Raw genomic sequence first — 24,357 nt, forward strand, 5'->3', positions numbered from 1 at the left:
GTGGCGGGGGCCGACGCATGTCCCCGCTGGAGGAACCGATCGTGCCCGGACCGCCGGACCCCCACGAGCTCGTCGAGCGGGCGCGCGCCGGTCAGCAGCTCGCCGTCGCCCGGCTGATCTCGATGGTGGAGAACGCCGGGCCGCAGCTGCGTGCGGTGTCCGCCGCCCTGACCCCGCACACCGGCGGGGCCCACGTCGTCGGGCTGACCGGATCGCCCGGCGTCGGGAAGTCGACCAGCACCTCGGCGCTGGTCAGCGAGCTCCGGGCCCGGGACCGCCGGGTCGGCGTGCTCGCGGTGGACCCGTCGTCGCCGTTCAGCGGGGGCGCACTGCTCGGCGACCGGGTGCGGATGGGGGAGCACGCCGACGACGACGGCGTCTTCATCCGGTCGATGGCCACCCGCGGGCACCTCGGCGGGCTGTCCTGGGCGACGCCGCAGGCCCTGCGGGTGCTCGACGCCGCGGGCTGCGACGTGATCCTGATCGAGACCGTCGGGGTCGGGCAGTCCGAGGTGGAGATCGTCGGACTGGCCGACAGCACCGTGGTGCTGATGGCGCCGGGGATGGGTGACGGCATCCAGGCGGCGAAGGCCGGGATCCTGGAGATCGGTGACGTCTTCGTGGTCAACAAGGCCGACCGGGAGGGCGCCCGGCGGACCGTGCGCGAGCTCCGCAACATGCTGCACCTGCGCGACCACGGCGGCACCGACGCCTGGGAGGCGCCGGTGCTGATGACCGTCGCCTCCCGCTCAGAGGGGATCGGCGCGCTCGCCGACGCCCTCGACGACCACCTGGCCTGGGCGGGCAAGTCCGGCGAGCGGGACCGGCGCCGGCACGAGCGGGTCCGGCGCGAGATCGAGGCGATCGGGATGGAGCAGGTGCGCGCGCGGATGGAACGGGTGCGCGGCGGGGACGCGCTGGAGGCACTGACCGGGCGGGTGCTGGCCGGTGAGCTGGACCCGTGGGCGGCTGCGGACGAGCTGCTCGGCCAGTCGGGCTGAGCCGGGCCGGGCCGGGCTGCCCGCTCGGTCCGCCGGCACGGGTTGTGCCCGGCCCGCTCACCGGCCGAGCCGGGCGAGCACCGCGAGCGCGCGGGCCGATCCGGCACGCAGCGCGAGCCGGCGAGCCCGTGCGGCCGCGCCGGTGGCCTCCCCGGCGCGCCCGGCCCGGTGCGCGACGACCGCCTCCTGCAGGGCCTCCTCCAGCCGGTCGCGCAGCGGGACCCCGGCGGCCGCGCCTGCCGGGTGACCGTCGAGCTCCACGGTGACCGGGAGGGGCGCCGGGTACCGCTCCACCTCCGGCCCGTCCGCCGGATCCCCGCGATCCCCGCCGTCCTCGCTGTCGAGCTCGGTGCGCAGGCGCTCGCGGCGCCGCGCCGCCCGCTCGGCGGTGCCGCGGTCGCCCGCCCGGTGCGCGGCCCCGGCGGCGACGCCGTAGGCGATCCAGGCACGGTCCGGTGCATCGCGGTCGCGTTCCTGCTCGCCCGTCAGCAGCGCGGCGCCCGCGAGCAGCTCGGCCAGCACGCGCTCGCGATCCGGGTGCACGCAGTGCTCCAGCAGGTCGCGCAGCTGCTCGACGAGCGCGGCGAGCGGGCCGTGCGCCGCCGCGGTGCCGAGCCGGGCGTCGAGCGCGACGATCGTGCGCAGCTGCTCGCGCAGCAGCCCGAGCTCGGTGTCGCCGAGCGCCGCGGCCCGGTCCAGTGCGGCGCGCAGCCGGTCGCCCGGCCCGGTCGCGCCACCCGTCCGAGCGGCCCCGGCCGTCCCGCCGTGGCCGGCCGGGGCGGCGGGCTCAAGGCCGAGCCCGGCGGGGGTGCTCCCGTAGAGCTCGGCCAGCAGCGCCCGCTGGCCGGGGGCCGGGGTCGCGTGCCCGTTCTCCCAGCGGGACAGCTGGGTCTTGAGGCTCCCCGGCCGGGCCGATCCGCCCCCGGCACGCTCGGCGAGCCGGGCCAGCTCCCGGGCCGCGTGGGCCTGCGACCAGCCGCGGTCCAGGCGAGCAGCGCGCAGGAAGGGGGGCCCGCCGCGCTCCCGATCGCCGCCCATCCCGTCCCCGACGTCCACCGGCCCGATTCTGTCGGGGTGCCGCGCTAGCGTCAACGCCGTTGCCGCAACAGGGCGTCAACGGCGGCGCGCGGCGCAGGTGGTGCTCCGGCACCTGCGGCAGGTGCGTCGGCACGGGGATCGGGAGTGTGCGGCATGGACCTGGTCGACTACGTCTCCTGCGTGGTGCTCGCCGGTGCGTCCGGTGCGGTCGCGGGATGGGCGACGGTGCGGCGGATGCTCCGGTCGCCGTCGCTCTGGCGCAGGCGGGGCATGCGGAGCTGGCCCGGGTACGGGCACGGGCTGCCCCCGCCGTCCCGGCGGCGGCGCCGCGGGGGCCGGGGATGAGCGGCCGGCGGCCGGGATCAGTCGAAGTCGCCTGCCGCGCGGCGGACGGTGCGCAGCAGTGCGGTGAGCCGGTCCTGGTCGGCGTCGTCGAGGCCGCCGAGGCCGAACTCGATGGCGGTCACCGCGGCGGTGGCCTTCGCCAGCCGGGCCCGGCCCTCGGTGGTCAGCTCGACCAGCGTCGCCCGGCGGTCGGTCGGGTGCGGGAGCCTGCGGACCAGGCCGTCGCCCTGCAGCCGGTCGACGATGTTGGTGACGCTGGTCGGGTGCAGCTGCAGCCGCTCGCCCATCACCCGCATCGGCAGGCTGCCGCGCCGGGCGAAGTCGAGCAGCACCAGTGCCTCGTAGCGGGCGAAGGTGAGCCCGAGCGGCCGGAGCGCACCGTCCACCTCGGAGAGCAGGATCTGCTGCACCCGCATGACGCTGGTGACCGCGGCCATGGTCCGGGACGGGCCGATCCGCTCCTCCCACAGGTCGGCGGCGCGCTGGATCGGGTCGAAGGGGAGCGACCCGCGAGATGCCATGGCGAGACGCTAGCAAGTGGACCCGGGCCACCCGGCGATCATGCGCGGTGGCATCCCGTGTCGGCGTGGCACTGTGGCGGCATGCTCTTCGCGTTCAGCATCGCACCGTCCGGTTCCGAGTCCGGGGACGGCGGGGTCAGCGCCGCGGTCGCCGAGGCGGTGCGGGTGGTCCGGGAGTCCGGGCTGCCCAACGAGACCACGTCGATGTTCACCACGATCGAGTCGGAGACCTGGGACGAGGGGATGGCCGTGGTCAAGCGGGCCGTCGAGGCGGTCTCCGCCGTGTCGCCGCGGGTCAGCCTGGTGCTCAAGGCCGACATCCGGCCCGGGCACACCGGCCAGCTGCGGGCGAAGGTGGAGCGGGTCGAACAGCACCTGCGCGGGGAAGAGGCGTGAGCGGCGGGCCCGACGCCCCGGGCCGGGGCGTGAGCGGCGGGCCCGGCGGCCCGGATCCGGCCGGGGCGCCCCCGCCGGGGACGGCGCGGGTGGTGCTCGTGCACGGGGCATGGCACCGCGGCTCCTCGTGGGCGCCGGTCACCGCCGCGCTGGAGCGGAGCGGGGTGCCGGTGTCCGCGCCGGACCTGCCGGCCGACAGCGGCGGGTACGACGACCAGGTCGCCGCGGTGCTCGCGGCGGCGGGCGCCGGCGCGGCCGCGCGGCCCGGCCCGGGCGGCGGGCCGGATGCGGCGGCGGGCTCCGATCCCGCCGGGGAGCCGGTGGTGCTCGTCGGTCACTCGCTGGGCGGGCTGGCGGCGACCGTGGCCGCGGCCCGGCTGGGCGCCGCCCGGGTCCGGGCGCTGGTGCTGGTCGCCGCGCTCGTCCCCGAGCCGGGCCGCCCGCAGCTGGAGCGGTTGAGATCGGAGGGCGACCTGATGGTGCCCGGCTACGACGACGGGATCCGCCGCGGCGACGGTCCGGTCACCTTCTGGCCGGACGCGTCGACGGTCGCGGCAGGTCTCTACCGGGGTGTCGCCGACGAGCTCGCCGCACGGACCGGGGCGGCGGGCGAGCAGCTGGTCGCCGAGGCGGCGGACCGGCTGCGGCCGCAGGACTGGAGCCTGCTGCGGGAGCCGTGCCCGATCGAGGAGTGGCCCGCGGTCCGCACGGTGTCGGTGGTCTGTGCGGACGACCGCGTGGTCGATCCGGCGGGCGGCCGCCGGGAGGCGGCGCGGGTCGGTGCGGAGCTCGTCGAGCTCCCCGGCGGCCACTTCCCGATGCTCACCCGGCCGGCCGCGCTCGCCGGGCTGCTCGCCGATCTCGCGGTGGGGACCGCGCTCCCGGCCCGGAGCTGATCCCCGGCCGCCGTGCCCGCCCCGGACACGACGACGGCCGGTGACGGGGACCCGTCACCGGCCGTTCGTACCGGCCGCGACCGCTGCCGGTCGCGGTGGTGCTGCCGTGTTCGTCAGGCGATGAGGCTGGTGAAGTGGTACACGCCGATCAGGATCGCCACGAAGCTGACCACCATGCCGATCTGGCCCAGCTTGGCGGTGGCCGGCTGGCGGAACGCCAGGAAGCCGACGACCAGACCGGCGGCCCCCAGGATCCAGGCGAACAGCGGCACCAGGAACCCGGCGATCACGGCGAGGGCGCCCAGCGCCAGCGACACGTAGGCGAGGGTCGGCTTGGCAGCGGTCTGAACGTTGCTCATCTTCTGGGATTCCTCCGTCGCGGCCGGCATCGGTCCGGCGTTCTCGCTCGTCTTCTCGGGGGGCGCACCGGATCGGCGCCGCGGATCTCGCCGCCGATCCCGATGACGCAGGCCCTCGGTGACGCAGGGTCACCGTCGAGGCCCTGCACGGGGTTCAACGAGCGAGCGGAGCCGGTGATGCTCCGCCGGTCCGGTGATCGTGAACCGTCCGTGCGCGGCCGCTGCCGCTGCGTGGTCCGGCGGCCACCGGGGCGGCGGGCCGCCGACAGCGACCGGGTGGGCCGCCGACAGCGACCGGGGCGGGACGCCGGCGGCGCCCGGGGCGGGATGCCGGCGGCTGCCGGGGCGGACCGCCGGCCGGGACCGCACCGGTACGCCGCGGGGACCGGCGGGGTGTGTCACGGCCGACACGCGTCCGTGCCAGGATGGACGGCGTGTCTCGTCCAGATCCTCGTCAGACGGCCCAGCGTGCGGCGATGTCCTCCGCGATGGCCGGAGCGGTCGACCTCTCGGGCCTGAAGGCGCGCGCCGACGCGGCCAACAAGCCGACACCGTCCGGAGCAGGTCCCGGCGGGCCCGGCGCGGCCGGTGGCGGCTGGGTGGTCGAGGCCACCGAGCAGGGCTTCCAGAACGAGGTCCTGGAGCCGTCGCTGCAGGTCCCGGTCGTCGTCGAGCTGTGGGCCAGCCGCTACCCGCGCGAGGAGCAGCTGTCCGCCGAGCTCGAGCGGCTGGCGTCCACCGGTGGCGGCGCCTGGCTCCTGGCCCGGGTGGACATCGACACGCAGCCCCGGGTCGCGCAGGCGTTCGGCGTCCAGCAGGTCCCGATGCTGGTGGTCCTGGTCGGCGGTCAGCCGGTGGACGCCGTCAACGGCGCGATCCCGGACGACCGGGCCGCCGAGTGGGTCCGCTCGCTGCTCGACGCGCTGCGCGAGCGGATGCCCGCGATCGCCGAGGGCGAGCGCCGGGCGGCGGAGGCCACCGGCGAGCCCGCGGAGCAGGAGGAGGCGGAGGACCCCCGGTTCACCGCCGCCGAGGACGCGCTCGAGCAGGGCGACTACGCCGCCGCCGAGGCGGCCTACCAGGCCATCCTGGATGCCGAGCCGGCCAACGAGCAGGCCGCGGCCGCGCTCGCCCAGGTGAAGTTCCTGGCCCGCGCCGAGCAGGCCGACCCGAGTGCGATCGAGCGCGCCGACGCGAACCCGGATGACGTCGACGCGCAGCTCGCGGCGGCCGACGCCGAGATGGCCGCGGACCGCGTCGAGGCCGCGTTCGGCCGGCTGGTGAACACGGTGTCCCGCACCGGTGGCGAGGACCGTGACCGGGCCCGCGCGCACCTGGTCGGCCTGTTCGAGCTCTTCCCGGCCGACGACCCGCGGGTCAGCACCGCACGCCGCGCGCTGGGCAGGGCCCTGTTCTGAGTCCGTCCCGGACCTGACACGGGGCCCGCTGTGACCCGACTGCACCGGCTGGTCCGCCGGGCCGCCCCGGCCGTCACCGCCGTCGCGCTGCTGACCGCGGCGCTGCTGCTCGCGTTCGGACCGCCGCCGCTGCTGCGGTGGATCCCGCATCCGGACGTCGCGGGTATGCACGTCGACTTCGACACCTTCTGGCACTCGGCGCGTGCGCTGGTCGAGTACGGGCCGGGCAGCTCGGTCATCTACGACACCGGCGCCCGGCTGCACAACCTCAATCCGCCGCTGCTCAGCGTCCTGCTGGCGCCGCTGGGGGCGCTCGACGCGCTGACCGGCTACCGGATCCTGACGGTCTGCTCGGTGCTGCTCGTGGCCGGTTCGGTCGTCGCGGCCGGCCGGGAGCTGCGCCTCGGCCCCGGCTGGACGCTGCTGGGGCTGGGCGCGGTGCTGGCGTCGTCGCCGCTGCACGGGACGCTGCTGCTCGGCCAGATCTATCCGCTGCTGCTGGCCGGGATCACCGCGGGCTGGATCGCCGAGCGCCGCGGGCATCCGGTCGCCGCGGCGGTGCTGTACGGGATCACGGTGGCGCTCAAGCCGTCCCTGGCGCCGTTGCTGCTGCTCGCGGCGGCCCAGCGGCGGTGGCGGCCGTTCGCCGCGGGCGTCGGGGCGGCCGCGGTCGCGACCCTGGTGGGCGTGGCGGTCGCCGGCTGGTCGACGGCGTGGCAGTGGCTGACGATGGCGCTGGCCGAGCCGGTCGGCCCGACCCTGGACAACGCCTCGCTGCCCGGCCTGGCGCTGCGCTGGGGGCTCCCGGCCGCCGTCGGGACGGTGCTGGGGGCGGCGCTGCTGCTCGGGACCCTCGCGCACTACGCGCGGCGCACCGCCCGGTACGGGTCCGGGCTCGTCGCGGGCACCGATCCCGGCGGGACGGCGCCGTTCGCGGTGCTGGCCACCGGCCTGCTCGCGGCGCCCATCTCCTGGCACAACTACCTGCTGCTGCTCTGGCCCGGTCTGCTCGCGCTGGCCGCGTCCGGACGGCCGGGGGACACCCGGCGACGGGTGGTGGCGGCCCTGTTCGCGCTGGCCGTGATCCCGGTCGCCTGGGGCGACCTGTGGGCCGACGGCTTCCCGCTCAGCCCGCTGGGCCGCGCGCTCTACACCGCGGTGCTGCTGGCGGCCTGGTGGGCGTTGCTGCGGCCGGCGACCGGCCCGGTGCCGCCCGGGAGCGCGCCGGTGTCGCGGCCGGACCGTCGCCCCGGGGCCGCGGGGGAGCCGGTGCGACCGGGCGCCTGAGCCCGGACCGTTGGTGGACCGTTCACCGATCCGATCCGCCGTGAAACGGCGTTGTGTTCCGTTCTGCGGAAGAGGCGACCCCTCCTTACGGTGAGGTCTTGTAAAGCTCCTTGCTACCAAGCGCGAGGACGCGCGGCCGGACGTCGGCATCCGGCGGATCGAACGATCCGCCGGATGCGCGGACGGACGGCACCGGAAGGAGGAACGTGGCCCGAGTGTGGGTGGACGTCGATCGGCTCCCCGAGCCGACGGCCTGGGTCCCCTGGCGGCCCGACGACGACGCGGCCGGAGCGCCGGCGCCCGCGGGTGCGCCCCGTGCCCCGCAGCACGCAGGTACCGAGGACCACCGCGCACCGGACGCCGCGGTCCCGGCCGAGCGGGCCGCGGGCGGCGCGCCGTGCCGGTGCCCGGCCTGCCGCTAGAACCGTGCCGGTGCGCGGGGGTTACCGGTAGGGACCGGGCCGGTGTGCGGGGCCGCCGGTGGGGACTGCGCTGGTGCGCGAGGGCTGCCGGTGGGGACCGTGCCGGTGCCCGGGGCCGGCGGTGAGGATCGTGCCGGTGCCCGGGCCGCCGGTGGAGGGGATCAGTCGGCTGACGACGTGCCGGTGTCCGACCGGCCGGTCCCGGAGCTCCCGGTCACGAAGGACCCGTTGCGCACCGCGCGCGCCCCGATCGTCCCGGGCGCCGGGGCCACGCTCTCCGACACCGAGCCGGAGCTGTCGGAGCCCTCGGCACGGCGCGAGTCGTCGGAGCTGAAAGTGCCTTCGGTGCCGGGCGGATCGTCGGAGCCGCCGAGGGGGCCGTCGCCGCGCGCACCCGTGGAGAGGTCCGGGCTGTCGGCAGCGAGCGGGCTGTCGGCAGCGGGAGAGCCCTCGGTGCCGGGCGTGCCGAGCGAGCCGGCGGCGCTGTGGGCGCCGTTGGTCGCCCCGGCCCCGGTGGCTCCGGCTCCGGTCGCTCCGGCTCCGGTCGCCCCGGCCCCGGTGGCCCCGTTCCACGGCCCCGACCGCACCGGATCCGGCGCAGCGGCCCGGTAGCCGTCGTCCGGGGTCGCGGGGGCGTCGACGTCGGTGGTCTCCGGCTCGTCGGGCAGCTCACCCGCCGGCAGCGGCGGCGGCACCGATCCGGACACCGCGGCCGGGGCCGAGGTCACCGGCCCGCCGGTCTGCTCCGGCACCACCCACAGCACGCCCGACGGCGGCAGCTGCAGCACCGCCGACGCCGGCTGGCCGTGCCACATCTGCTGCTCGGCCCGCACCCGGCCCAGGTTGCCCACCCCGGACCCGCCGTAGCTGGACGCGTCGGTGTTCACCAGCTCGGTCCAGTTCCCGGCGAACGGCAGCCCGACCCGGTAGTCCTGCCGCGGGGCGCCGGCGAAGTTCGCGATGCAGGCCAGCACGGTGGGCCGGCCGTCGGCGTCGACGCCGTGCCGCAGGAACGAGAAGACGTTGCCGGTCGCGTCGTTGGCGTCGATCCAGGAGAAGCCCTCCGGCGTGGTGTCGTGCGACCACAGCGCGGAGTGCCCCCGGTAGGCCCGGTTCAGGTCGCCGACCAGTGCGGTGATGCCGCCGTGCAGCGGATCGGTCTCCTGCAGGTGCCAGTCCAGCGAGCGCTGCTCGGACCACTCCCGGGGCTGGCCGAACTCGCCGCCCATGAACAGCAGCTGCTTGCCCGGGTGCGCCCACATGTAGGCGAGCAGGGCGCGGACGCCGGCCGCCTTCTTCCAGTCGTCCCCGGGCATCCGGGTCCACAGCGAGCCCTTGCCGTGCACGACCTCGTCGTGGCTGATCGGCAGCACGTAGTTCTCGCTGAACGCGTACATCAGCGAGAACGTCATCTGGTTGTGGTGGTAGCTGCGGTGGATCGGGTCACGCCCGGTGTAGTCGAGCGTGTCGTGCATCCAGCCCATGTTCCACTTCAGGCCGAAGCCCAGGCCGCCCATGTAGGTGGGGCGGGTGACGCCGGGCCAGGCGGTGGACTCCTCGGCGATCGTGACGACGCCGGGGTGCTCCCGGTAGACGGTGGCGTTCATCTCCTGCAGGAAGGCCACCGCGTCCAGGTTCTCCCGGCCGCCGTGCACGTTCGGCAGCCACTGGCCGTCGGCCCGGGAGTAGTCCAGGTAGAGCATCGAGGCGACCGCGTCCACCCGCAGGCCGTCGATGTGGAACGACTCCAGCCAGTACAGCGCGTTCGCGACGAGGAAGTTGCGCACCTCGTTGCGGCCGAAGTCGAACACCAGGGTGCCCCAGTCCGGCTGCTCGCCGCGGCGCGGATCGGCGTGCTCGTAGCAGGCGGTGCCGTCGAACTTGGCGAGCGCCCATTCGTCGCGCGGGAAGTGCGCGGGCACCCAGTCGACGATGACGCCGTACCCGGCCCGGTGCAGCCGGTCGACGAACCAGCGGAAGTCGTCCGGGGTGCCGAACCGCGAGGTCGGCGCGTAGTACGAGGTGACCTGGTAGCCCCAGGACCCGCCGAACGGGTGCTCGGCCACCGGCAGCAGCTCGACGTGGGTGAACCCGGTGGTGTCCAGGTAGGCGACCAGCCGCTCGGCGATCTCCCGGTAGTCCAGGCCCGGGATCCACGAGCCGAGGTGCAGCTCGTAGACGCTCATCGGCTCCTGGTGCGGCCTGCGGTCCGCGCGCGCCGCCATCCACTCCTGGTCGCCCCACTCGTGCACCGGCGTGGTGACGACGGAGGCGGTCTGCGGCGGGATCTCGGTCGCGTACGCCATCGGGTCGGCCTTGTCCCGCCAGCGCCCGTCCGGGCCGAGCACCCGGAACTTGTAGCGGGCACCGACCCCGACGCCGGGCAGGAAGATCTCCCAGATGCCCGAGCCGCCCAGCGACCGCATCGGCAGCGTCCAGCCGGCCCAGCCGTCGAAGTCGCCGGTCACCCGCACGCCGCCGGCGTTCGGTGCCCAGACGGCGAAGCTGGTGCCGGCCACCGGGCCGGACGCGGTGTCGTACTCGCGCACGTGCGCGCCGAGCACGTCCCACAGCCGCTCGTGGCGTCCCTCGCCGATCAGGTGCAGGTCCATCTCGCCGAGCGTGGGCAGCCAGCGGTACGGGTCGTCGACGATCCGCTCGGCGGCCGGGTCGTCGCCGTGCCGCACGAGCAGCCGGTAGTCGCCGCCGGAACCGGGGACGACCCCGGAGAACAGCCCGGCGTCGTGCACCCGCTCCAGCTCGTGGGCCAGCTCGCGCTCACCGTTCGGCAGCACGGCCACCGAGGTGGCGTGCGGCTGCAGCACCCGGATCACCGTGCCGTCGGCGTGCGGGTGTGCGCCCAGCACCGAGTGCGGGTCGTGGTGGGCCCCGCCCAGCAACCGGTCGATCGTCGCCCGGTCCGGCACGTGCGTCTCCTCCGTCGCCCGCGCCGCCGGGGTCGCTCGCGTCGCTCGCATCTCTTCGGAGGTCACCTGCGGAACCGTACTGGCCTTCGGCAGGAGCCGCCGACCGCGGGGACCCACCGTTGCCCGATCGCAGTGCGGCCGCCTGCGCACGGCGTCAGCGGGGCCCTCCGGCCGGGTGACGCCGACGGGTGACGGTGTCCGTCAGCAGACCCAGCAAGGCGGCCGCGGCGGCGTCCCAGGTCTGCGTCCGGGCGCGCTCCCGCACCGCGTCCGAGCGCTCCGGCCAGCACCCGGCCAGCGAGCGGACGGCGGCGGCGAAACCGGCCGGATCGTCCGGATCGGCGAACAGCCCGGCGTCGCCCGCGACCTCCCGGAAGGCCGCGATGTCGGAGACGACGACCGGGCAGCCGCGGGCCATCGCCTCCAGCACGGGCAGCCCGAAGCCCTCGTCCCGGGAGGCGGACACCAGCGCCGTCGCACCGTCCAGCAGCGCCCGGTAGCCGGCGTCGTCGACACCGTCGTGGAACACCGGGCGGTTCGGGGCGGCCAGCCGGACCAGCTCCTCGCGCACCCCGGGCGGGACCGGCGAGACCAGGTGCAGCTCGTGGTCGTCGAGCAGGGCCGCGGCCCGGGCCAGCGTCGCCACGTTCTTGTACGGCATGAACGACCCGGCGTAGACGATCCGGTTGCCCGCCGGCCGGGTGCGCCGCGGCGTGCCGTCGGGGAGATGGAAGTCGGTGGCGTCCGGGACGACGGCGACCGGCCGCCGGGTGAGCCGGTGCGCGCCGACCAGATCGCCGGTCGCCCGGGACACCACGGCGACCGCGTCGGCCCCGGCCAGCAGCAGCCGCTGCGGCCACCAGGACAGGTGGTAGCCGCGCCACAGCGCGCGGACCGGCGCGGCCAGCCACGGCGGCGGCGTCCGGTGCCGGTAGTAGATGAGGTCGTGCACGGTCAGCACGACGGCGTAGCGCCGCCCGAGCGTGCCCATCGTCTGCATCGGGGAGAACACCACGGTGTCCGGATCGGCGGGTGCACCGCCCGCGCCGCCGAGCAGCCGGTTCACCCGCCGGGCGACGAACGGCTCGCCGGGCCCGGTGGGTGCGGGCAGGGTGTGCGCCGGCCGGTCCGGCAGTCCGTCGCGCTGCAGCGGGTCGGACACCAGCAGCTCGACCGGGTGCAGCCGGTCCAGCGCCCGGACCAGGCCGGTGGTGTAGCGGCCGATCCCGTCCGGCGTGCCGGGCCGGATGTAGCGGCAGTCGACGAGGATCCTCACCGGGGCGATCCGGGGAGCCCGCCGAGGAACCCGGTGATCTCCCGGGCCGCCCACGCCGGGGCCTCGTAGTGCACCAGGTGCCCGGTGCGCGGCAGCAGGACCAGCCGGGCGTCCGGGAACGCGGCGGCGAGCGCGTGCTGCCCGGCGACCGGCGCGACCCGGTCCCGGGCGCCGGCGAGCAGCAGCACCGGGGAGGTCACCCGCGGCGCCCAGGACCGCGCCGAGCCGGAGCCGGCCGCCCGGAACGCCTCCAGCAGCGACCGGACGTCGGCGAAGGTGCCGAACCGGGCCCGGTGCTCGTCGGCGATCCAGTGCCGCAGCAGCGGATCGGTGGTGGTGGCCATGGTGGCCGTCGCGGCGTCGGCGAGCAGCCGGTGCCGCAGGACCCCGTCGAGCCGCAGCCGGGCGGCGCCCTCGTGCAGCAGCGCGGTCAGCCGGGTCCCGGCGCCGGTCACCCCGCCCGCCGCGGAGGCGGGCTCGGCGATCGGGTTGAGGAGCACCAGCGCGCGCGGTGCCGCGGTGGCGGCGGTGGCGGTCGCCACGACCGAGCCGAACGAGTGGCCGAGCAGCGCCGCGCCCGGCCCGAGATCGCGCAGCAGCGCGGCCGCCCAGCGGGCGTACCCGGCGACGTCGTGCGCGCGGTCGGTGAACGGCGGCGACGCGCCGAATCCGGGCAGGTCCGGTACGACGACCCGGAGGCCGGGCAGCCGCGCCGCCAGCGGTGCCAGCCCGTGATGGCTGCCGCGCAGCCCGTGCAGCGCCAGCAGCGGCGGCGCCGCCGGGTCGCCGACGGTGTGCACGACGGTCCGGGCGCCGTCGACGGTGCGCTCGGCGCGCCCGGTGCGCGGCGCCCCCACCCGGAGGGCGGCGGTCACCGCCGGGATCCGGTGCGCCGGTCGGCGGTGTGGCGGACCGGCCGCGGGCCGACGATCGGGGCGGCCCGGGAGCGGTACAGCACCTCGAACGCGTCGAGGGTGGCGTCCATCCCGTGCTCGCCGGCGATCCGCAGGCTGGCCTCGCCCATCGACGCGGCGCCGGCCGGGTCGCCGAGCACCCGGACCAGCCGCTCGGCCAGCGCGGGCACGTCGCCGTGCGGGTAGCGGAAGCCGTTCTCGCCCTGCCGCGCCAGGTGCGGCAGCGCGCCGGCGTCGACCGCGACGACCGGCTTCCCGGTCGCCATCGCCTCCAGCGTGACCAGGCTCTGCAGCTCCGCGGTGCCCGCGTTGACGAACACGTCCAGCGCGGCGTAGACGTCCGGGATCTCCTCGTCGGTGATCCGCCCGGTGAAGACGACGGCGTGCCCGACCCCGGCGGCGCGCGCCGCGGCGTGCAGCCGCATCCGCTCCTCCCCGTCACCGACGACGACCAGGCGCGCCTCCGGCAGCGTCTCCCGGACCAGCGGCAGCGCCCGGACCAGCTCGTCGACGTGCTTCTCCCGGTCCAGCCGCCCGACGAACCCGGCGACCGGGGCGGACCCCGGGATGCCGTGGCGGATCCGGAACGCCGTCCCGCGGCCCTCGGTGTCCGGCCGGAACCGGGACAGGTCCAGGCCGTTCGACACCGGCATCACCGGCCCCGGCACCCCGTTGCGCTCGGCGAGCGCCGCGGCCAGCGGGGTGGGGGCGGTGACCAGGCCGGCCCGGGCGAGCACCCGCGCCGCGTCCCGCCAGAACAGCTTCTTCAGCTGCGCCGGTGGCAGGTGCAGGAAGCTGATCGCGGGCAGGATGTTCTCCGGGATCATGTGCGTCGTCGCCACCGTGGGGATGCCCAGCTCCTGCGCCGCGGCCAGCAGGGCCCGGCCGAGGATCATGTGGCTCTGCACGTGCACCACGTCCGGCCGGACCCGGGTCAGCAGCCTGCGGGCGGTGTGCCGCAGGGCGAGCGGGACGCAGAGCCGGAAGTCGGGCGGTTTCGGCACCGGGAACGAGCGGATCCGGTGCTCGGTCAGCGGCCCCACCTTCCGGGCGGGCCGGCTGCGCAGGCCGCGGGCGGGTGCCACGACGTGCACGTCGTGCCCGCGCCCGGCCAGCCCGGCGGCCAGCCGGCGGGCGGCGTAGGAGGCCCCGTTGACGTCCGGGACCCAGGTGTCGGCCCCGATCAGGACGCGCACACGTTCTCCTTCCGCGAGGTCGTGGCGCGCACCCACAGTGCGCGCCCGGCCACCAGCCCGAGGCCGACGCCGAGCCCGGCCACCACCAGGATCCACGGCCGGTCCGCCAGCTCGGCGGCGAGCCGGCCGCCGACCGCCCAGCCGATCCCGACCAGCAGCGCTGCCCGGACCACGGTGGCGGGGACGACCCAGGCCAGGAACCGGCGGTAGGACACCCCCGCCAGGCCGGTGGCCAGGAACGCGGGGATGGCTCCGACGTCGACCAGTTTCGCCCCCAGCACCACGTGCCCGAGATTGTCCCCCACCCGTTCCCGCAGCATCTCCCAGCGTCCGCCGGTCAGTCCCAGCTTCACCAGGACGGGTGCCACCCGGGGCCGTCGGCCGGCCCGGCCGAGCAGGTGGAGCGCGGTGTCGGCGACGACGTCGGCGACGACGGCGACCAGCAGCACGGTCCACCAGTCGAGGATCCCGGCACCGGCGAGCGAGCCGGCCACCACGGTGACGACCGGCCCCTCCAGGAACACGCCGAGAGCGAGCACCGCGAGGGTCAGGGCGAGCGTGCCCGGCCCGGGTGCGAGCATCAGCCCCAGCACGTCGTCCACGCCCGGGATCATCGGGTCGCCCGGCGTCGTCGTCTCATCGCAGTGTTCCTCCTCTTCGGAGGATTCCACGATCCCGCGACCGTCCGCCCGGGACGTCGGGCGTTGCCCGGGAGACGGGTTCGGGAAGGTCCGGTGGCTACCGGGTTACACCCCCGGCCCGGACGTGGTACGTGCGATCGCGGTCAGCGGGATCGGCAGCCAGGTCGGGCGGCTGCGCGTCTCGTAGAGCACCTGGTAGACGGCCTTGTCCAGTTCGAACGCGCGCAGCAGCGCGGTCTGCGCGCGCGGGTCGGTGCCCGTGCGCGCGGCGTAACCGGCGCAGAAGGCGTCCCGGTTGGCGGTCGACCAGGTGTGTGCCGCACGGGACTCCGGAGTGTCCGAACCGAGACCTGCGCCGGGCGTGTCGGAGCTGGAGAGCAGGTGGTGGAAGGCCGCGTACTCGAAGGAGAACAGCATCCCGACGACGTCGCGCACCGCGGCGTCCGGTGCCCGCCGCTCGGCCGGGGTGGCAGCCGGCTCGCCCTCGAAGTCGATGATCAGCCAGCCGCCGCCGGGGGTGCGCAGGGTCTGGCCGAGGTGCAGGTCGCCGTGCACCCGCTGGACGGCGACCGGCTCGCCGAGCGCGGCCACCTCGTCGTAGACGGCCCGGATCGCGGGCACCTGCGGGGCGAGGACCGGGACCTGGGCGGCGACCGTCTCCAGCCGGGACGTCCAGTAGCCGGCCATCGCGACCGGATCGGCCTCGCCGGCGCCGAGCTCGTCGCGCAGCGCCAGGTGCACGTCGGCGAGCGCGCCGCCGAGCGCGCGGGCGTCGTCGGTGAAGTCCCGCCCGTCCCGGACGGCGTGCACGGCGCGCTCCCAGCCGTCCTGCGATCCGGCGGCGAACTCCTGCAGCAGGCCGTAGGTGGCGGGCAGGCCGTCGAGGGTGCCCTCGATCGCGCCCTGCAGCGCGGCGACCGCGCCGACCCCGGCCGAGCGCAGCGCGCGGTGCAGCTCCAGATCGGGGTTCAGGCCGGGGGAGAGCCGCCGGTAGAACTTGAGGATGGACCGCTCGCCCCAGCGGACCGAGGTGTTGGACTGCTCGGCGTCGACGACGGTGCCGGTCTCGGCGGTGGGCAGCGCGGCGCCGGGCTCGGGCACGAACGCGAGCCCGTCCACGGTGCGGCCGGCGGCGATCGCGTCGAGCAGCCAGCCGGTGACGGCCGGATCGTGCAGCCCGTCGTAGAGCAGCACGCCGTCCAGCTCGCCGATCACCGCCGCGGCGGGGCCGCCGCCGGCGCGCCGGGCGAGGTGCAGCTGGTAGTGCCGGTCCGGCCCGTCGGCGAAGGAGACCGCGAGCACCAGCACGTCGAGCCCGAGCAGCCCGGCCGGTGCCGGCAGCGCGGTCCGGGCGGCGATCCGGACCGCCTGCAGCGGCCTGCCCTTCTCGGCGAACCAGCGCCGCCCCGGCAGCCAGCCCCGGAGCAGCTCGGGGAGCGCCGTGAGGTGGTCGGATGCTCCGGTCGGGCCCACGCGTCGTCCCCCTCCCGCCGGAGCGCACGCCCGGCTGTGGTCTCGCTGCGGCACCGTGCGTACCGGCACGTTCCGCGTCCGCCGAACCCTAACCGTGGGCGGCGGTCCGGGCCGGGTGTGCACCCGACCCACTGGTACTGTCCGTTGCGGATGGACCACCCGTCGTCACGGGCGGTCACCGAGCCCCTCTCCCGGGCAGCCCCGTGCCCGGAAACCCATACTGATCCCGGTGCCCCGTGGGCCCGTGGCGGACCGGCACGTTCCGGCACCGTCCGGTCCGTGGTCGCCGTGCCCGGCCGTGCGAGGCCGGGTGCGCGCGGGCACCGACGAGCCCCGACAGCGACCCGGAGGACCGGCGGCGTGAGCGAGCGAGAGCCGATGGCCGAGGACACTGCGACCTCCGGGGTCTCCGGCGAGGAACCCGCCCCGCAGCCGCCGGACGTCAACTTCGCCGAGTACTTCCACGAGGCCCGCCCGCGGACGCTGCGCCACCGCGCCCGGGTCCGGTCGACGGTGCGCCGCCGCTCGGTCGCCCAGGACGGCCCCGCGTCGGGCGAGAACCCGGTGTACGTGTCCTGGCTGCTCGCGCAGTCGATGCTCGGGCACGCCGACGAGCTGGCCCGGCAGTTCTCCGGGCAGGGCTCGATGTGGCAGAACCCGTTCGCCAGCCCCGGCCCGCGGCACGCCGTGGAGACCGCGTCGGTCTGGTTCACCGCCTACCCGATCTCGCTGATCACCCGGCCCGGCGTGTCCTTCCTCGGCGCGCTCGGCGACGAGGAGCTGTGGCAGGCGTTCGAGACGATCGGCATCGAGGGCGTGCACACCGGGCCGGTGAAGCGGGCGGGCGGACTGTCCGGCTGGCAGCCCACCCCGAGCGTCGACGGGCACTTCGACCGGATCTCCAACGAGATCGATCCGGTGTTCGGCACCGAGGACGAGTTCCGCGGCATGTGCGCCACCGCCACCTGGCACGGCGGCACGATCATCGACGACGTCGTGCCCGGGCACACCGGCAAGGGCCCCGACTTCCGGCTCGCCGAGCTCGCCTACGGCGACTACCCGGGGATCTACCACATGGTGGAGATCGAGCCCGCGGACTGGGGCACGCTGCCCGACGTGCCGCCCGGCCGGGACTCGGTCAATCTCGACGCCGCCACCGAGGAGGCACTGGAGAAGGCCGGCTACATCGTCGGGCGGCTGCAACGGGTGATCTTCTTCCGGGAGGGCGTGAAGGAGACCAACTGGTCGGTGACCGGCGAGGTCACCGGGGTCGACGGCGTCGTCCGGCGGTGGGTGTACCTGCACTACTTCAAGGACGGCCAGCCGTCGGTGAACTGGCTGGACCCGACCTTCGCCGGGATGCGGATGGTGATGGGCGACGCCCTGCACTCGCTGGCCGATCTCGGCTCCGGTGCGCTGCGCCTGGACGCCAACGGCTTCCTCGGCGTCGAGAAGTCGGCCGGCGGGATGCCCGGCTGGTCCGAGGGGCATCCGCTGTCCGAGGCGGCGAACCACCTGATCGCGAGCATGGTGCGCAAGGTCGGCGGGTTCACCTTCCAGGAGCTGAACCTGACCGTCGACGACATCAAGGTCACCTCCGAGGCCGGCGCCGACCTGTCCTACGACTTCATCAACCGGCCCGCCTACCACCACGCGCTGGCGACCTCGGACACCGAGTTCCTGCGGCTCACCCTGCGCACCGCGCTCGACCTGGGCGTCGATCCGGCGTCGCTGGTGCACGCCCTGCAGAACCACGACGAGCTGACCTACGAGCTGGTGCACTGGACGGCCGGGCACGCCACCGAGCTGTTCGCCTTCCGCGGCGAGGAGATCACCGGCGGCGAGCTCGCCGACACCATCCGGCGCGACCTGTGCGACCACCTGGCCGGCCCGGACGTCCCGTACAACCTGATCTTCACGACGAACGGGATCGCCTGCACCACCGCGACCGTGATCGCCGCGTCGCTCGGGATCACCGCGCTCGACGACATCACCCCGGACGACGTCGACCGGATCCGCCGGGTGCACCTGCTGCTGGTCATGTTCAACGCGTTCCAGCCCGGCGTGTTCGCGCTGTCCGGCTGGGACCTGCTCGGCATGCTGACACTGCCCCCCGAGCAGGTGTCGGACCTGCTGGCCTCCGGCGACACCCGGTGGATCTCCCGCCCGGCGCACGACCTGATGGGCCACTCGCCGGGCGCCGACCGGTCCTCGGCCGGGATGCCCCGCGGGCGCAGCCTCTACGGCCCGCTGCCCGACCAGCTCACCGACGAGACCAGCTTCGCCCGGCAGATGCAGGCGATCCTGGCCGTCCGCAAGCACAGCGGGGTGGCGACGGCGCGGCAGATCGACGTGCCCGATGTCGCGCACCGCGGGCTGCTGGTGATGGTGCACGCGCTCGACGACGGCCGCACCCAGGCGACCGTGCTGAACTTCGCCGACGAGCACGTCGACGCCGCGGTGCGGTCCGACCACTTCGAGCCGGGATCGCAGGTGGTCGACCTGTTCTCCGGGGAGACCGTCGGGACGGTGGACGACCTGAACGGGTTCCGGGTGGACATGACGCCGTTCCGGGCGACCGCGGTGGTGCTGGAGGCGCCGCCGGTCGAGGACGGGGCCTGACCGCCCGGATCCGTACGCCGAGCATCGACGCATCTGATGCGCGGCGGCTACGCTTGTGATGTGCGGACGACGGTGGACATCGACGGATCGGTGCTGATGCAGCTCAAGAAGCTGCAGCAGCGGCGACGGACCACCCTCGGTGCGCTCATGTCCGAGCTCCTCGCCAAGGCGCTGGAGGACGAGATGCGCGCCGAGGGGCCGGCGGCCAGGCCGCTCGACTGGACGTCGGCCCCGATGGGGGCCCGCGTCGATCTCGACGACCGCGACGCCGTCCTCGACCTGCTCGACGGTGACGGGTGAGCGTCACCGTCGACGCGAACGTCCTCCTCTATGCCTCGGACGCGGACAGTCCCCGGCACGAGGCCAACCGGTACCTGCTCGACCGGCTGGCGGTGGGGCCCGGACTGGTGCACGTCTTCTGGCCGGTCGCCATGGCCTACCTGCGGATCGCGACGCACCCGCGGATCTTCACCCGGCCGCTCGACCCGGCCACCGCCCTGGCGAACCTGGAGGACCTGGTGTCGCGGCCGCACATCCGGACACCGGGCGAGGGGGACGGCTTCTGGAGCGCCTTCCGGGACACGGTCGCCGGAGACGTCGTCCGGGGGAACCTGGTGCCCGACGCGCACATCGCGGCCCTGATGCGGGAGCACGGCGTCGCGACCATATGGACGTCCGACCGGGACTTCCGCCGGTTCCGCGACATCACCGTCCTGGATCCGTCCGACGTGTGATCACCGATCCGGAACCGGAACGCCCGCCCGGCGGACGCCCCGGTTCCCGATCCGTGATCAGCGCGGGTCAGACCAGCGGGGTGCGCGCCGGCAGGCGCAGGATGTGCGCGACGTGCTCGGTCGGCACCAGGCGGACGAAGTTGTACTCGCCCCAGCGGAAGGTCTGGCCGGACACCTCGTCGTGCACGTCGACGACGTCGGCGTAGTCCAGGCCCAGCGCCGGCATGTCGAGCTTGAGGGTGCCCTCCCGGGGGGTGAACGAGTCCAGCGTGACGACCACGAGCACCTGGTCGCCGGTCGCCGGGTCCAGCCGGGAGTAGGCGATCAGCTGCTCGTTGTCCACCTCGTGGAAGTGGATCTCGCGCAGCTGCTGCAGCGACGGGTGCTCGCGGCGGATCTCGTTCAGCCGGGTGAGGTAGGGCTCCAGCGACCGGCCCTGGTTGAGCGCGGTCTCGAAGTCGCGCGGCCGCAGCTCGTACTTCTCCGAGTCCAGGTACTCCTCGCTGCCCGGCTTCACCGGGGTGCCCTCGTACAGCTCGAAGCCGGAGTAGACGCCCCAGGTCGGCGACATCGTCGCGGCCAGCGTCGCCCGGATCGCGAACATCGCCGGGCCGCCGGTCTGCAGCGACTCGTGCAGGATGTCCGGGGTGTTGGTGAACAGGTTCGGCCGGCACTCGTCGGCGTGCTCGGCGTGCATCGTCGCGAAGTCGGCCAGTCCCTCGGCGTCGGTCCGCCAGGTGAAGTACGTGTAGGACTGGGTGAAGCCGAGCCGGGCCAGGCCGAACAGCCGGGCCGGGCGGGTGAACGCCTCGGCCAGGAACAGCACGTCCGGGTCCCGGCGCTTGACCTCCCAGATCAGCCAGTGCCAGAAGTTCGGCGGCTTGGTGTGCGGGTTGTCGACCCGGAAGATCTTGACGCCGTGCTCGACCCACTTCATGACCACGCGCAGGCACTCGGCGTAGATGCCGGCCGGGTCGCGGTCGAAGTTGAGCGGGTAGATGTCCTGGTAGCGCTTCGGCGGGTTCTCCGCGTAGGCGATCGTGCCGTCCGGCCGGACGGTGAACCACTCCGGGTGCTCGGTGACCCACGGGTGGTCCGGCGCGCACTGCAGCGCCAGGTCCAGCGCGACCTCCAGACCGAGCTCGCCCGCCTTCGCGACGAACGCGTCGAAGTCGTCGAAGTCGCCCAGCTCCGGATCGATGGCGTCGTGCCCGCCCGCGGCGGAGCCGATCGCCCACGGCGAACCGACGTCGCCCGGCTCGGCGTGCACGGAGTTGTTGCGGCCCTTGCGGTGCACCGTGCCGACCGGATGGATCGGCGGGAGGTAGACGACGTCGAAGCCCATCCGGGCGACCCGGTCGAGCTCCTTCGACGACGTCGCGAACGTGCCGTGCACCGGCCGGCCGGTCTCGTCCCGGCCACCGGTGGAGCGCGGGAAGAACTCGTACCAGGAGCTGAACAGGGCGCGCCTGCGGTCGACGTGGATCTGGCGCTCCGGGCCGCGGGTGATCAGCTCCCGGACCGGCCGCTCGGTCATGATCGTGACGACGGCGTCGAACAGGGCCGGGGCGACCCGTGCCCGCAGCGGCAGCGCGGTGTCGCGCAGGGCGTTCGCCGCGCCGAGCAGCAGATCGCGGTTGTCCTTCTCGGACGGACGCCGGCCCACCCGGGACAGCAGCCGGGCGCCGATCTCCAGGTCGTTGGCCAGCTCGTCGGCCGACTGCCCGGCGGCGATCTTCTTCTCGACGGCCGAGCGCCAGGTCGCCCACGGGTCGCTCCAGGCGTCCACCCGGAACGTCCAGCGCCCCTCGGCGTCGGGCACCACCCAGGCGCCGAACCGGTCGGTGCCCGATCCCTCGGGCAGCATCCGGACGTAGCGCGGCTCGCCGGGGGTACCGTCGGCGCCGAGCGGGGTGAGGACCACGTTCGCGGCGACCGCGTCGTGCCCCTCGCGCCACACCGTGGCCCGGACCGGGACGACCTCGCCGACGACGGCCTTGGACGGATCACCGGTCTCCACGAACGGCGTCACGTCATCGATTCCGAGCCGACCGGTCATCGGCTGCACCCCCAGGCTCCGCGTCACCGCGGTTCGTCGTCACCGTCGGTAGAAGTCTCGTGCCGCGGTCCGGCGCTCGCCACACCGGCGCCGCCATCCCGCCGACGGCCGGCGTTCGCGGCGGTACGGAACCGATCCGACGTGCACGGACCCGGTCTCCCCCGCGGTCAGCCAACCCTACCGGTGCACGGGCCCCCCGGCCGGGCGGGCCGCGTACGCGTGTCGGTGGTCCCGGCTACCCTCGCCGCCGTGAGAGCCCTCCGCCGTTTCACCGTCCGTGCCCAGCTCCCCGGTCCGCTCGCGCCGCTGCAGACGCTGGCCACGAACCTGCGGTGGACGTGGCACGCGCCCACCCGGGACTTGTTCGCCTCGCTGGATCCGCGCGCCTGGGACGGCTGCGGCCAGGACCCGGTCCGGCTGCTCGGCGAGATCCCGACCGCCCGGCTCACCGAGCTCGCCGCGGACACCGCGGTCACCGAGCGGGTCGCCGAGCTCGACGCCGACCTGCAGCGCTACCTCGACGAGCCGCGCTGGTACCAGGAGGAGGACGCGGCGGGCCTGCCCGGCGCGATCGCCTACTTCTCGATGGAGTTCGGCGTCTCCGAGGTGCTGCCGAACTACTCCGGCGGCCTCGGCGTGCTGGCCGGCGACCACCTCAAGGCGGCGTCCGACCTGGGCGTCCCGCTGATCGCGGTCGGGCTGCTGTACCGCTCGGGCTACTTCCGGCAGTCGCTGTCGCTGGACGGCTGGCAGCTCGAGCACTACCCGGCGATCGACCCGCAGGGCCTGCCGCTGCAGCTGCTCACCGCCGCCGACGGCTCGCCGGTGCTGGTCGAGGTCGCCGTGCCCGGCGACCGCGTGCTCAGCGCCCGGATCTGGCTGGCGAAGGTCGGCCGGGTCCCGCTGCTGCTGCTGGACACCGACATCGAGGGGAACGAGCCGGACCTGCGCGGGGTCACCGACCGGCTCTACGGCGGCGACCAGAACCACCGCATCCAGCAGGAGATCCTGATCGGCGTCGGCGGGGTCCGCGCGGTGCGCGCGTTCTGCCGGACGACCGGGCACCCGGCCCCCGAGGTGTTCCACACCAACGAGGGGCACGCCGGGTTCCTCGGGCTGGAGCGGATCCGGGAGCTGTGCACCGGCTCGGCGGTCGCGTCGAACGGCGCCGGGCCCGCCGCCAGCTCGCCGGCCACGGTCTCCGGCGCCGGGCTGGACTTCGACGAGGCGCTGGCCGCGGTCCGCGCCGGGACGGTGTTCACCACGCACACCCCGGTCCCCGCCGGGATCGACCGGTTCGGCCTGGACCTGGTGCGGCACTACCTGACCGACCGGCTGCTGCCCGGCCTGCCGGTCGAGCGGGTGCTCGCGCTCGGCGCCGAGGAGGACGCCGCGGGCGCCGACCACGGGATGTTCAACATGGCGCACATGGGCCTGCGGCTGGCCCAGCGCGCCAACGGCGTCTCGAAGCTGCACGGGATCGTCTCCCGGGAGATGTTCGGCGGGCTGTGGGCCGGCTTCGACCGCGACGAGGTGCCGATCGGCTCGGTCACCAACGGCGTGCATGGCAACACCTGGGAGGCCGGTCAGGTCGCCGAGGTGCTCGGCGGGCCCGAGTCCGCCCCGGCCGAGGTCTCCGACGCCGACCTGTGGGCGCTGCGCAACACGCTGCGCTCCCGGCTGGTCGACGAGGTCCGCAGGCGGGTGCGCGCCGCCTGGCTGGAGCGCGGCGCGTCCGAGCCGGAGCTGGGCTGGACCGATCACGTCTTCGACCGCGACGTGCTCACCGTCGGCTTCGCCCGCCGGGTGCCCACCTACAAGCGGCTCACCCTGATGCTGCGCGACCCGGAGCGGCTGCGCGGCCTGCTGCTCGACCCGCACCGGCCGGTGCAGCTGATCGTCGCCGGCAAGTCACACCCGGCCGACGACGGCGGCAAGGCGCTGATCCAGCAGATCGTCCGGTTCGCCGACGACGCCGGCGTCCGGCACCGGATCGTGTTCCTGCCCGACTACGACATGTCGATGGCCCGGTACCTGTACTGGGGCTGCGACGTCTGGCTGAACAACCCGCTGCGCCCGCTGGAGGCGTGCGGCACGTCCGGCATGAAGTCGGCGCTCAACGGCGGGCTCAACCTGTCCATCCGGGACGGCTGGTGGGACGAGTTCTACGACGGCCGCAACGGCTGGGCGATCCCCACCGCGGACGGCGTCGAGGACCCGACCCGGCGCGACGACCTGGAGGCGAACGCGCTCTACGAGCTGATCGCCACCCAGGTCGGGCCCGCCTTCTACGACCGGGTCGACGGCGTCCCGCCGCGCTGGGTGGAGATGGTGCGGCACACGCTGACCACCCTGCGGCCCAAGGTGCAGGCGACCCGGATGGTGCGGGAGTACGTGCAGGACTGGTACGCCCCGGCCGGCCGGGCCGCGGCGGCCGCCGCGGCCGACGACTACGCCGCGGCCCGCGACATCGCCCAGTACCGGGCCCGGCTGAACAAGGCGTGGAACCACGTCCGGGTCACCGGGGTGGACGCGTCCGGGCTGCCGGACACCCCGGTCGTCGGGTCGCCGATGACGGTGCGCGCCGGGGTGGACCTGGCCGGGCTGGAGCCGTCGGACGTGACGGTCGAGGCCGTCGTCGGCCGGGTCGACGACGCCGACGAGCTGGCCGATCCGGTCACCGTCGCGATGGAGCACCGCGGCGACGGCAGCTGGGAGGTCGCGGTGCCGCTGCCGCACGCCGGGCTGACCGGCTACACGGTGCGGGTGCTGCCGCAGCACCCGCAGCTGGCGTCGTCGGTGGAGCTGGGCCGGATCGTGCTGGCCGGGTGA

Annotated in this window: 19 protein-coding genes and 1 pseudogene; 10 read left to right on the forward strand and 10 right to left on the reverse strand. The window is 75.3% G+C overall.

From position 1 onward, the window contains the following. Positions 1–41 precede the first annotated feature (41 nt). Entirely contained in the window at positions 42–1,001 is a 960-nt protein-coding gene (meaB, locus tag ACVJO7_RS16170) for a methylmalonyl Co-A mutase-associated GTPase MeaB (RefSeq protein ID WP_491673546.1), read from the forward strand. Between the two features lie 57 nt (positions 1,002–1,058). On the opposite strand, the gene ACVJO7_RS16175 is transcribed toward meaB, so the two are convergent. Next, positions 1,059–2,057, reverse strand: a complete 999-nt coding sequence (locus tag ACVJO7_RS16175; protein WP_491673547.1) for a helix-turn-helix domain-containing protein — start codon at positions 2,055–2,057, stop codon at positions 1,059–1,061. Between the two features lie 135 nt (positions 2,058–2,192). On the opposite strand from ACVJO7_RS16175, the gene ACVJO7_RS16180 reads away from it, so the two are divergent. Further along, positions 2,193–2,384, forward strand: a complete 192-nt coding sequence (locus ACVJO7_RS16180) for a hypothetical protein (RefSeq protein ID WP_344030458.1) — start codon at positions 2,193–2,195, stop codon at positions 2,382–2,384. Between the two features lie 17 nt (positions 2,385–2,401). On the opposite strand, the gene ACVJO7_RS16185 is transcribed toward ACVJO7_RS16180, so the two are convergent. After that, complete coding sequence (locus ACVJO7_RS16185; RefSeq protein ID WP_344030455.1) at positions 2,402–2,905, reverse strand: MarR family winged helix-turn-helix transcriptional regulator; 504 nt, start codon at positions 2,903–2,905, stop codon at positions 2,402–2,404. An 81-nt stretch (positions 2,906–2,986) separates the two neighbouring features. Between ACVJO7_RS16185 and ACVJO7_RS16190 the strand changes: the two genes are divergently transcribed. Both ACVJO7_RS16190 and ACVJO7_RS16195 read left to right on the forward strand, forming a co-directional pair. Then, positions 2,987–3,301, forward strand: a complete 315-nt coding sequence (locus ACVJO7_RS16190) for a thiamine-binding protein (protein WP_344030452.1) — start codon at positions 2,987–2,989, stop codon at positions 3,299–3,301. Beyond that, positions 3,298–4,197 carry a lipase family alpha/beta hydrolase gene (locus ACVJO7_RS16195; RefSeq protein ID WP_491673548.1) on the forward strand — a complete coding sequence of 300 codons (900 nt, stop codon included), beginning with the start codon at positions 3,298–3,300 and terminating at the stop codon, positions 4,195–4,197. Before ACVJO7_RS16190 ends, ACVJO7_RS16195 begins: the two co-directional genes overlap by 4 nt. 113 nt (positions 4,198–4,310) lie before the next feature. Here the strand turns inward: ACVJO7_RS16195 and ACVJO7_RS16200 are convergent, their stop codons facing one another. Then, positions 4,311–4,556 carry a hypothetical protein gene (locus tag ACVJO7_RS16200; protein ID WP_344030447.1) on the reverse strand — a complete coding sequence of 82 codons (246 nt, stop codon included), beginning with the start codon at positions 4,554–4,556 and terminating at the stop codon, positions 4,311–4,313. A gap of 476 nt (positions 4,557–5,032) precedes the next feature. Between ACVJO7_RS16200 and ACVJO7_RS16205 the strand changes: the two genes are divergently transcribed. Continuing rightward, positions 5,033–5,974: a co-chaperone YbbN gene (locus tag ACVJO7_RS16205; RefSeq protein WP_491673549.1), complete on the forward strand. Its 942-nt coding sequence runs from the start codon at positions 5,033–5,035 to the stop codon at positions 5,972–5,974. Positions 5,975–6,004: 30 nt separating this feature from the next. Further along, positions 6,005–7,261 (forward strand): glycosyltransferase family 87 protein, encoded by a 1,257-nt coding sequence (locus ACVJO7_RS16210; protein WP_491673550.1) that lies wholly within the window; start codon positions 6,005–6,007, stop codon positions 7,259–7,261. Between the two features lie 1,162 nt (positions 7,262–8,423). Here the strand turns inward: ACVJO7_RS16210 and glgB are convergent. The 6 genes and pseudogenes from glgB to ACVJO7_RS16240 all read right to left on the reverse strand — a co-directional run. Continuing rightward, positions 8,424–10,661, reverse strand: a pseudogene (gene glgB / locus ACVJO7_RS16215) (1,4-alpha-glucan branching protein GlgB); the annotation flags it as partial. A gap of 103 nt (positions 10,662–10,764) precedes the next feature. Further along, positions 10,765–11,886 carry a glycosyltransferase family 4 protein gene (locus ACVJO7_RS16220; RefSeq protein ID WP_491673551.1) on the reverse strand — a complete coding sequence of 374 codons (1,122 nt, stop codon included), beginning with the start codon at positions 11,884–11,886 and terminating at the stop codon, positions 10,765–10,767. Then, on the reverse strand, positions 11,883–12,761 hold the full coding sequence (locus ACVJO7_RS16225; RefSeq protein WP_491673552.1) for an alpha/beta fold hydrolase: 879 nt from the start codon (positions 12,759–12,761) through the stop codon (positions 11,883–11,885). The genes ACVJO7_RS16220 and ACVJO7_RS16225 overlap by 4 nt, the downstream gene beginning before the upstream one ends. After that, positions 12,758–13,996, reverse strand: a complete 1,239-nt coding sequence (locus ACVJO7_RS16230; protein ID WP_491673553.1) for a glycosyltransferase — start codon at positions 13,994–13,996, stop codon at positions 12,758–12,760. The genes ACVJO7_RS16225 and ACVJO7_RS16230 overlap by 4 nt, the downstream gene beginning before the upstream one ends. Further along, a complete protein-coding gene (locus tag ACVJO7_RS16235) occupies positions 13,984–14,667 on the reverse strand; it encodes a DedA family protein (protein WP_491673554.1) in 684 nt (227 codons plus the stop codon). Before ACVJO7_RS16235 ends, ACVJO7_RS16230 begins: the two co-directional genes overlap by 13 nt. A gap of 75 nt (positions 14,668–14,742) precedes the next feature. Continuing rightward, complete coding sequence (locus ACVJO7_RS16240; protein ID WP_491673555.1) at positions 14,743–16,110, reverse strand: maltokinase N-terminal cap-like domain-containing protein; 1,368 nt, start codon at positions 16,108–16,110, stop codon at positions 14,743–14,745. A 360-nt stretch (positions 16,111–16,470) separates the two neighbouring features. Between ACVJO7_RS16240 and treS the strand changes: the two genes are divergently transcribed. From treS to ACVJO7_RS16255, 3 genes are read left to right on the forward strand one after another with little or no spacing between them, the layout of a single operon-like run. After that, a complete protein-coding gene (gene treS / locus ACVJO7_RS16245) occupies positions 16,471–18,732 on the forward strand; it encodes a maltose alpha-D-glucosyltransferase (protein WP_344030423.1) in 2,262 nt (753 codons plus the stop codon). A 60-nt stretch (positions 18,733–18,792) separates the two neighbouring features. Beyond that, the gene (locus tag ACVJO7_RS16250; RefSeq protein WP_358481366.1) at positions 18,793–19,032 is read left to right on the forward strand and encodes a hypothetical protein; all 240 of its coding nucleotides are present in this window, start codon (positions 18,793–18,795) and stop codon (positions 19,030–19,032) included. Beyond that, a complete protein-coding gene (locus ACVJO7_RS16255; RefSeq protein WP_358481367.1) occupies positions 19,029–19,466 on the forward strand; it encodes a TA system VapC family ribonuclease toxin in 438 nt (145 codons plus the stop codon). Before ACVJO7_RS16250 ends, ACVJO7_RS16255 begins: the two co-directional genes overlap by 4 nt. A gap of 67 nt (positions 19,467–19,533) precedes the next feature. On the opposite strand, the gene ACVJO7_RS16260 is transcribed toward ACVJO7_RS16255, so the two are convergent. Then, complete coding sequence (locus tag ACVJO7_RS16260; RefSeq protein WP_358481369.1) at positions 19,534–21,525, reverse strand: alpha-1,4-glucan--maltose-1-phosphate maltosyltransferase; 1,992 nt, start codon at positions 21,523–21,525, stop codon at positions 19,534–19,536. A 249-nt stretch (positions 21,526–21,774) separates the two neighbouring features. Between ACVJO7_RS16260 and glgP the strand changes: the two genes are divergently transcribed. Further along, complete coding sequence (gene glgP, locus ACVJO7_RS16265) at positions 21,775–24,357, forward strand: alpha-glucan family phosphorylase (RefSeq protein ID WP_344030419.1); 2,583 nt, start codon at positions 21,775–21,777, stop codon at positions 24,355–24,357.

Source organism: Pseudonocardia sp. DxW (assembly GCF_058448985.1).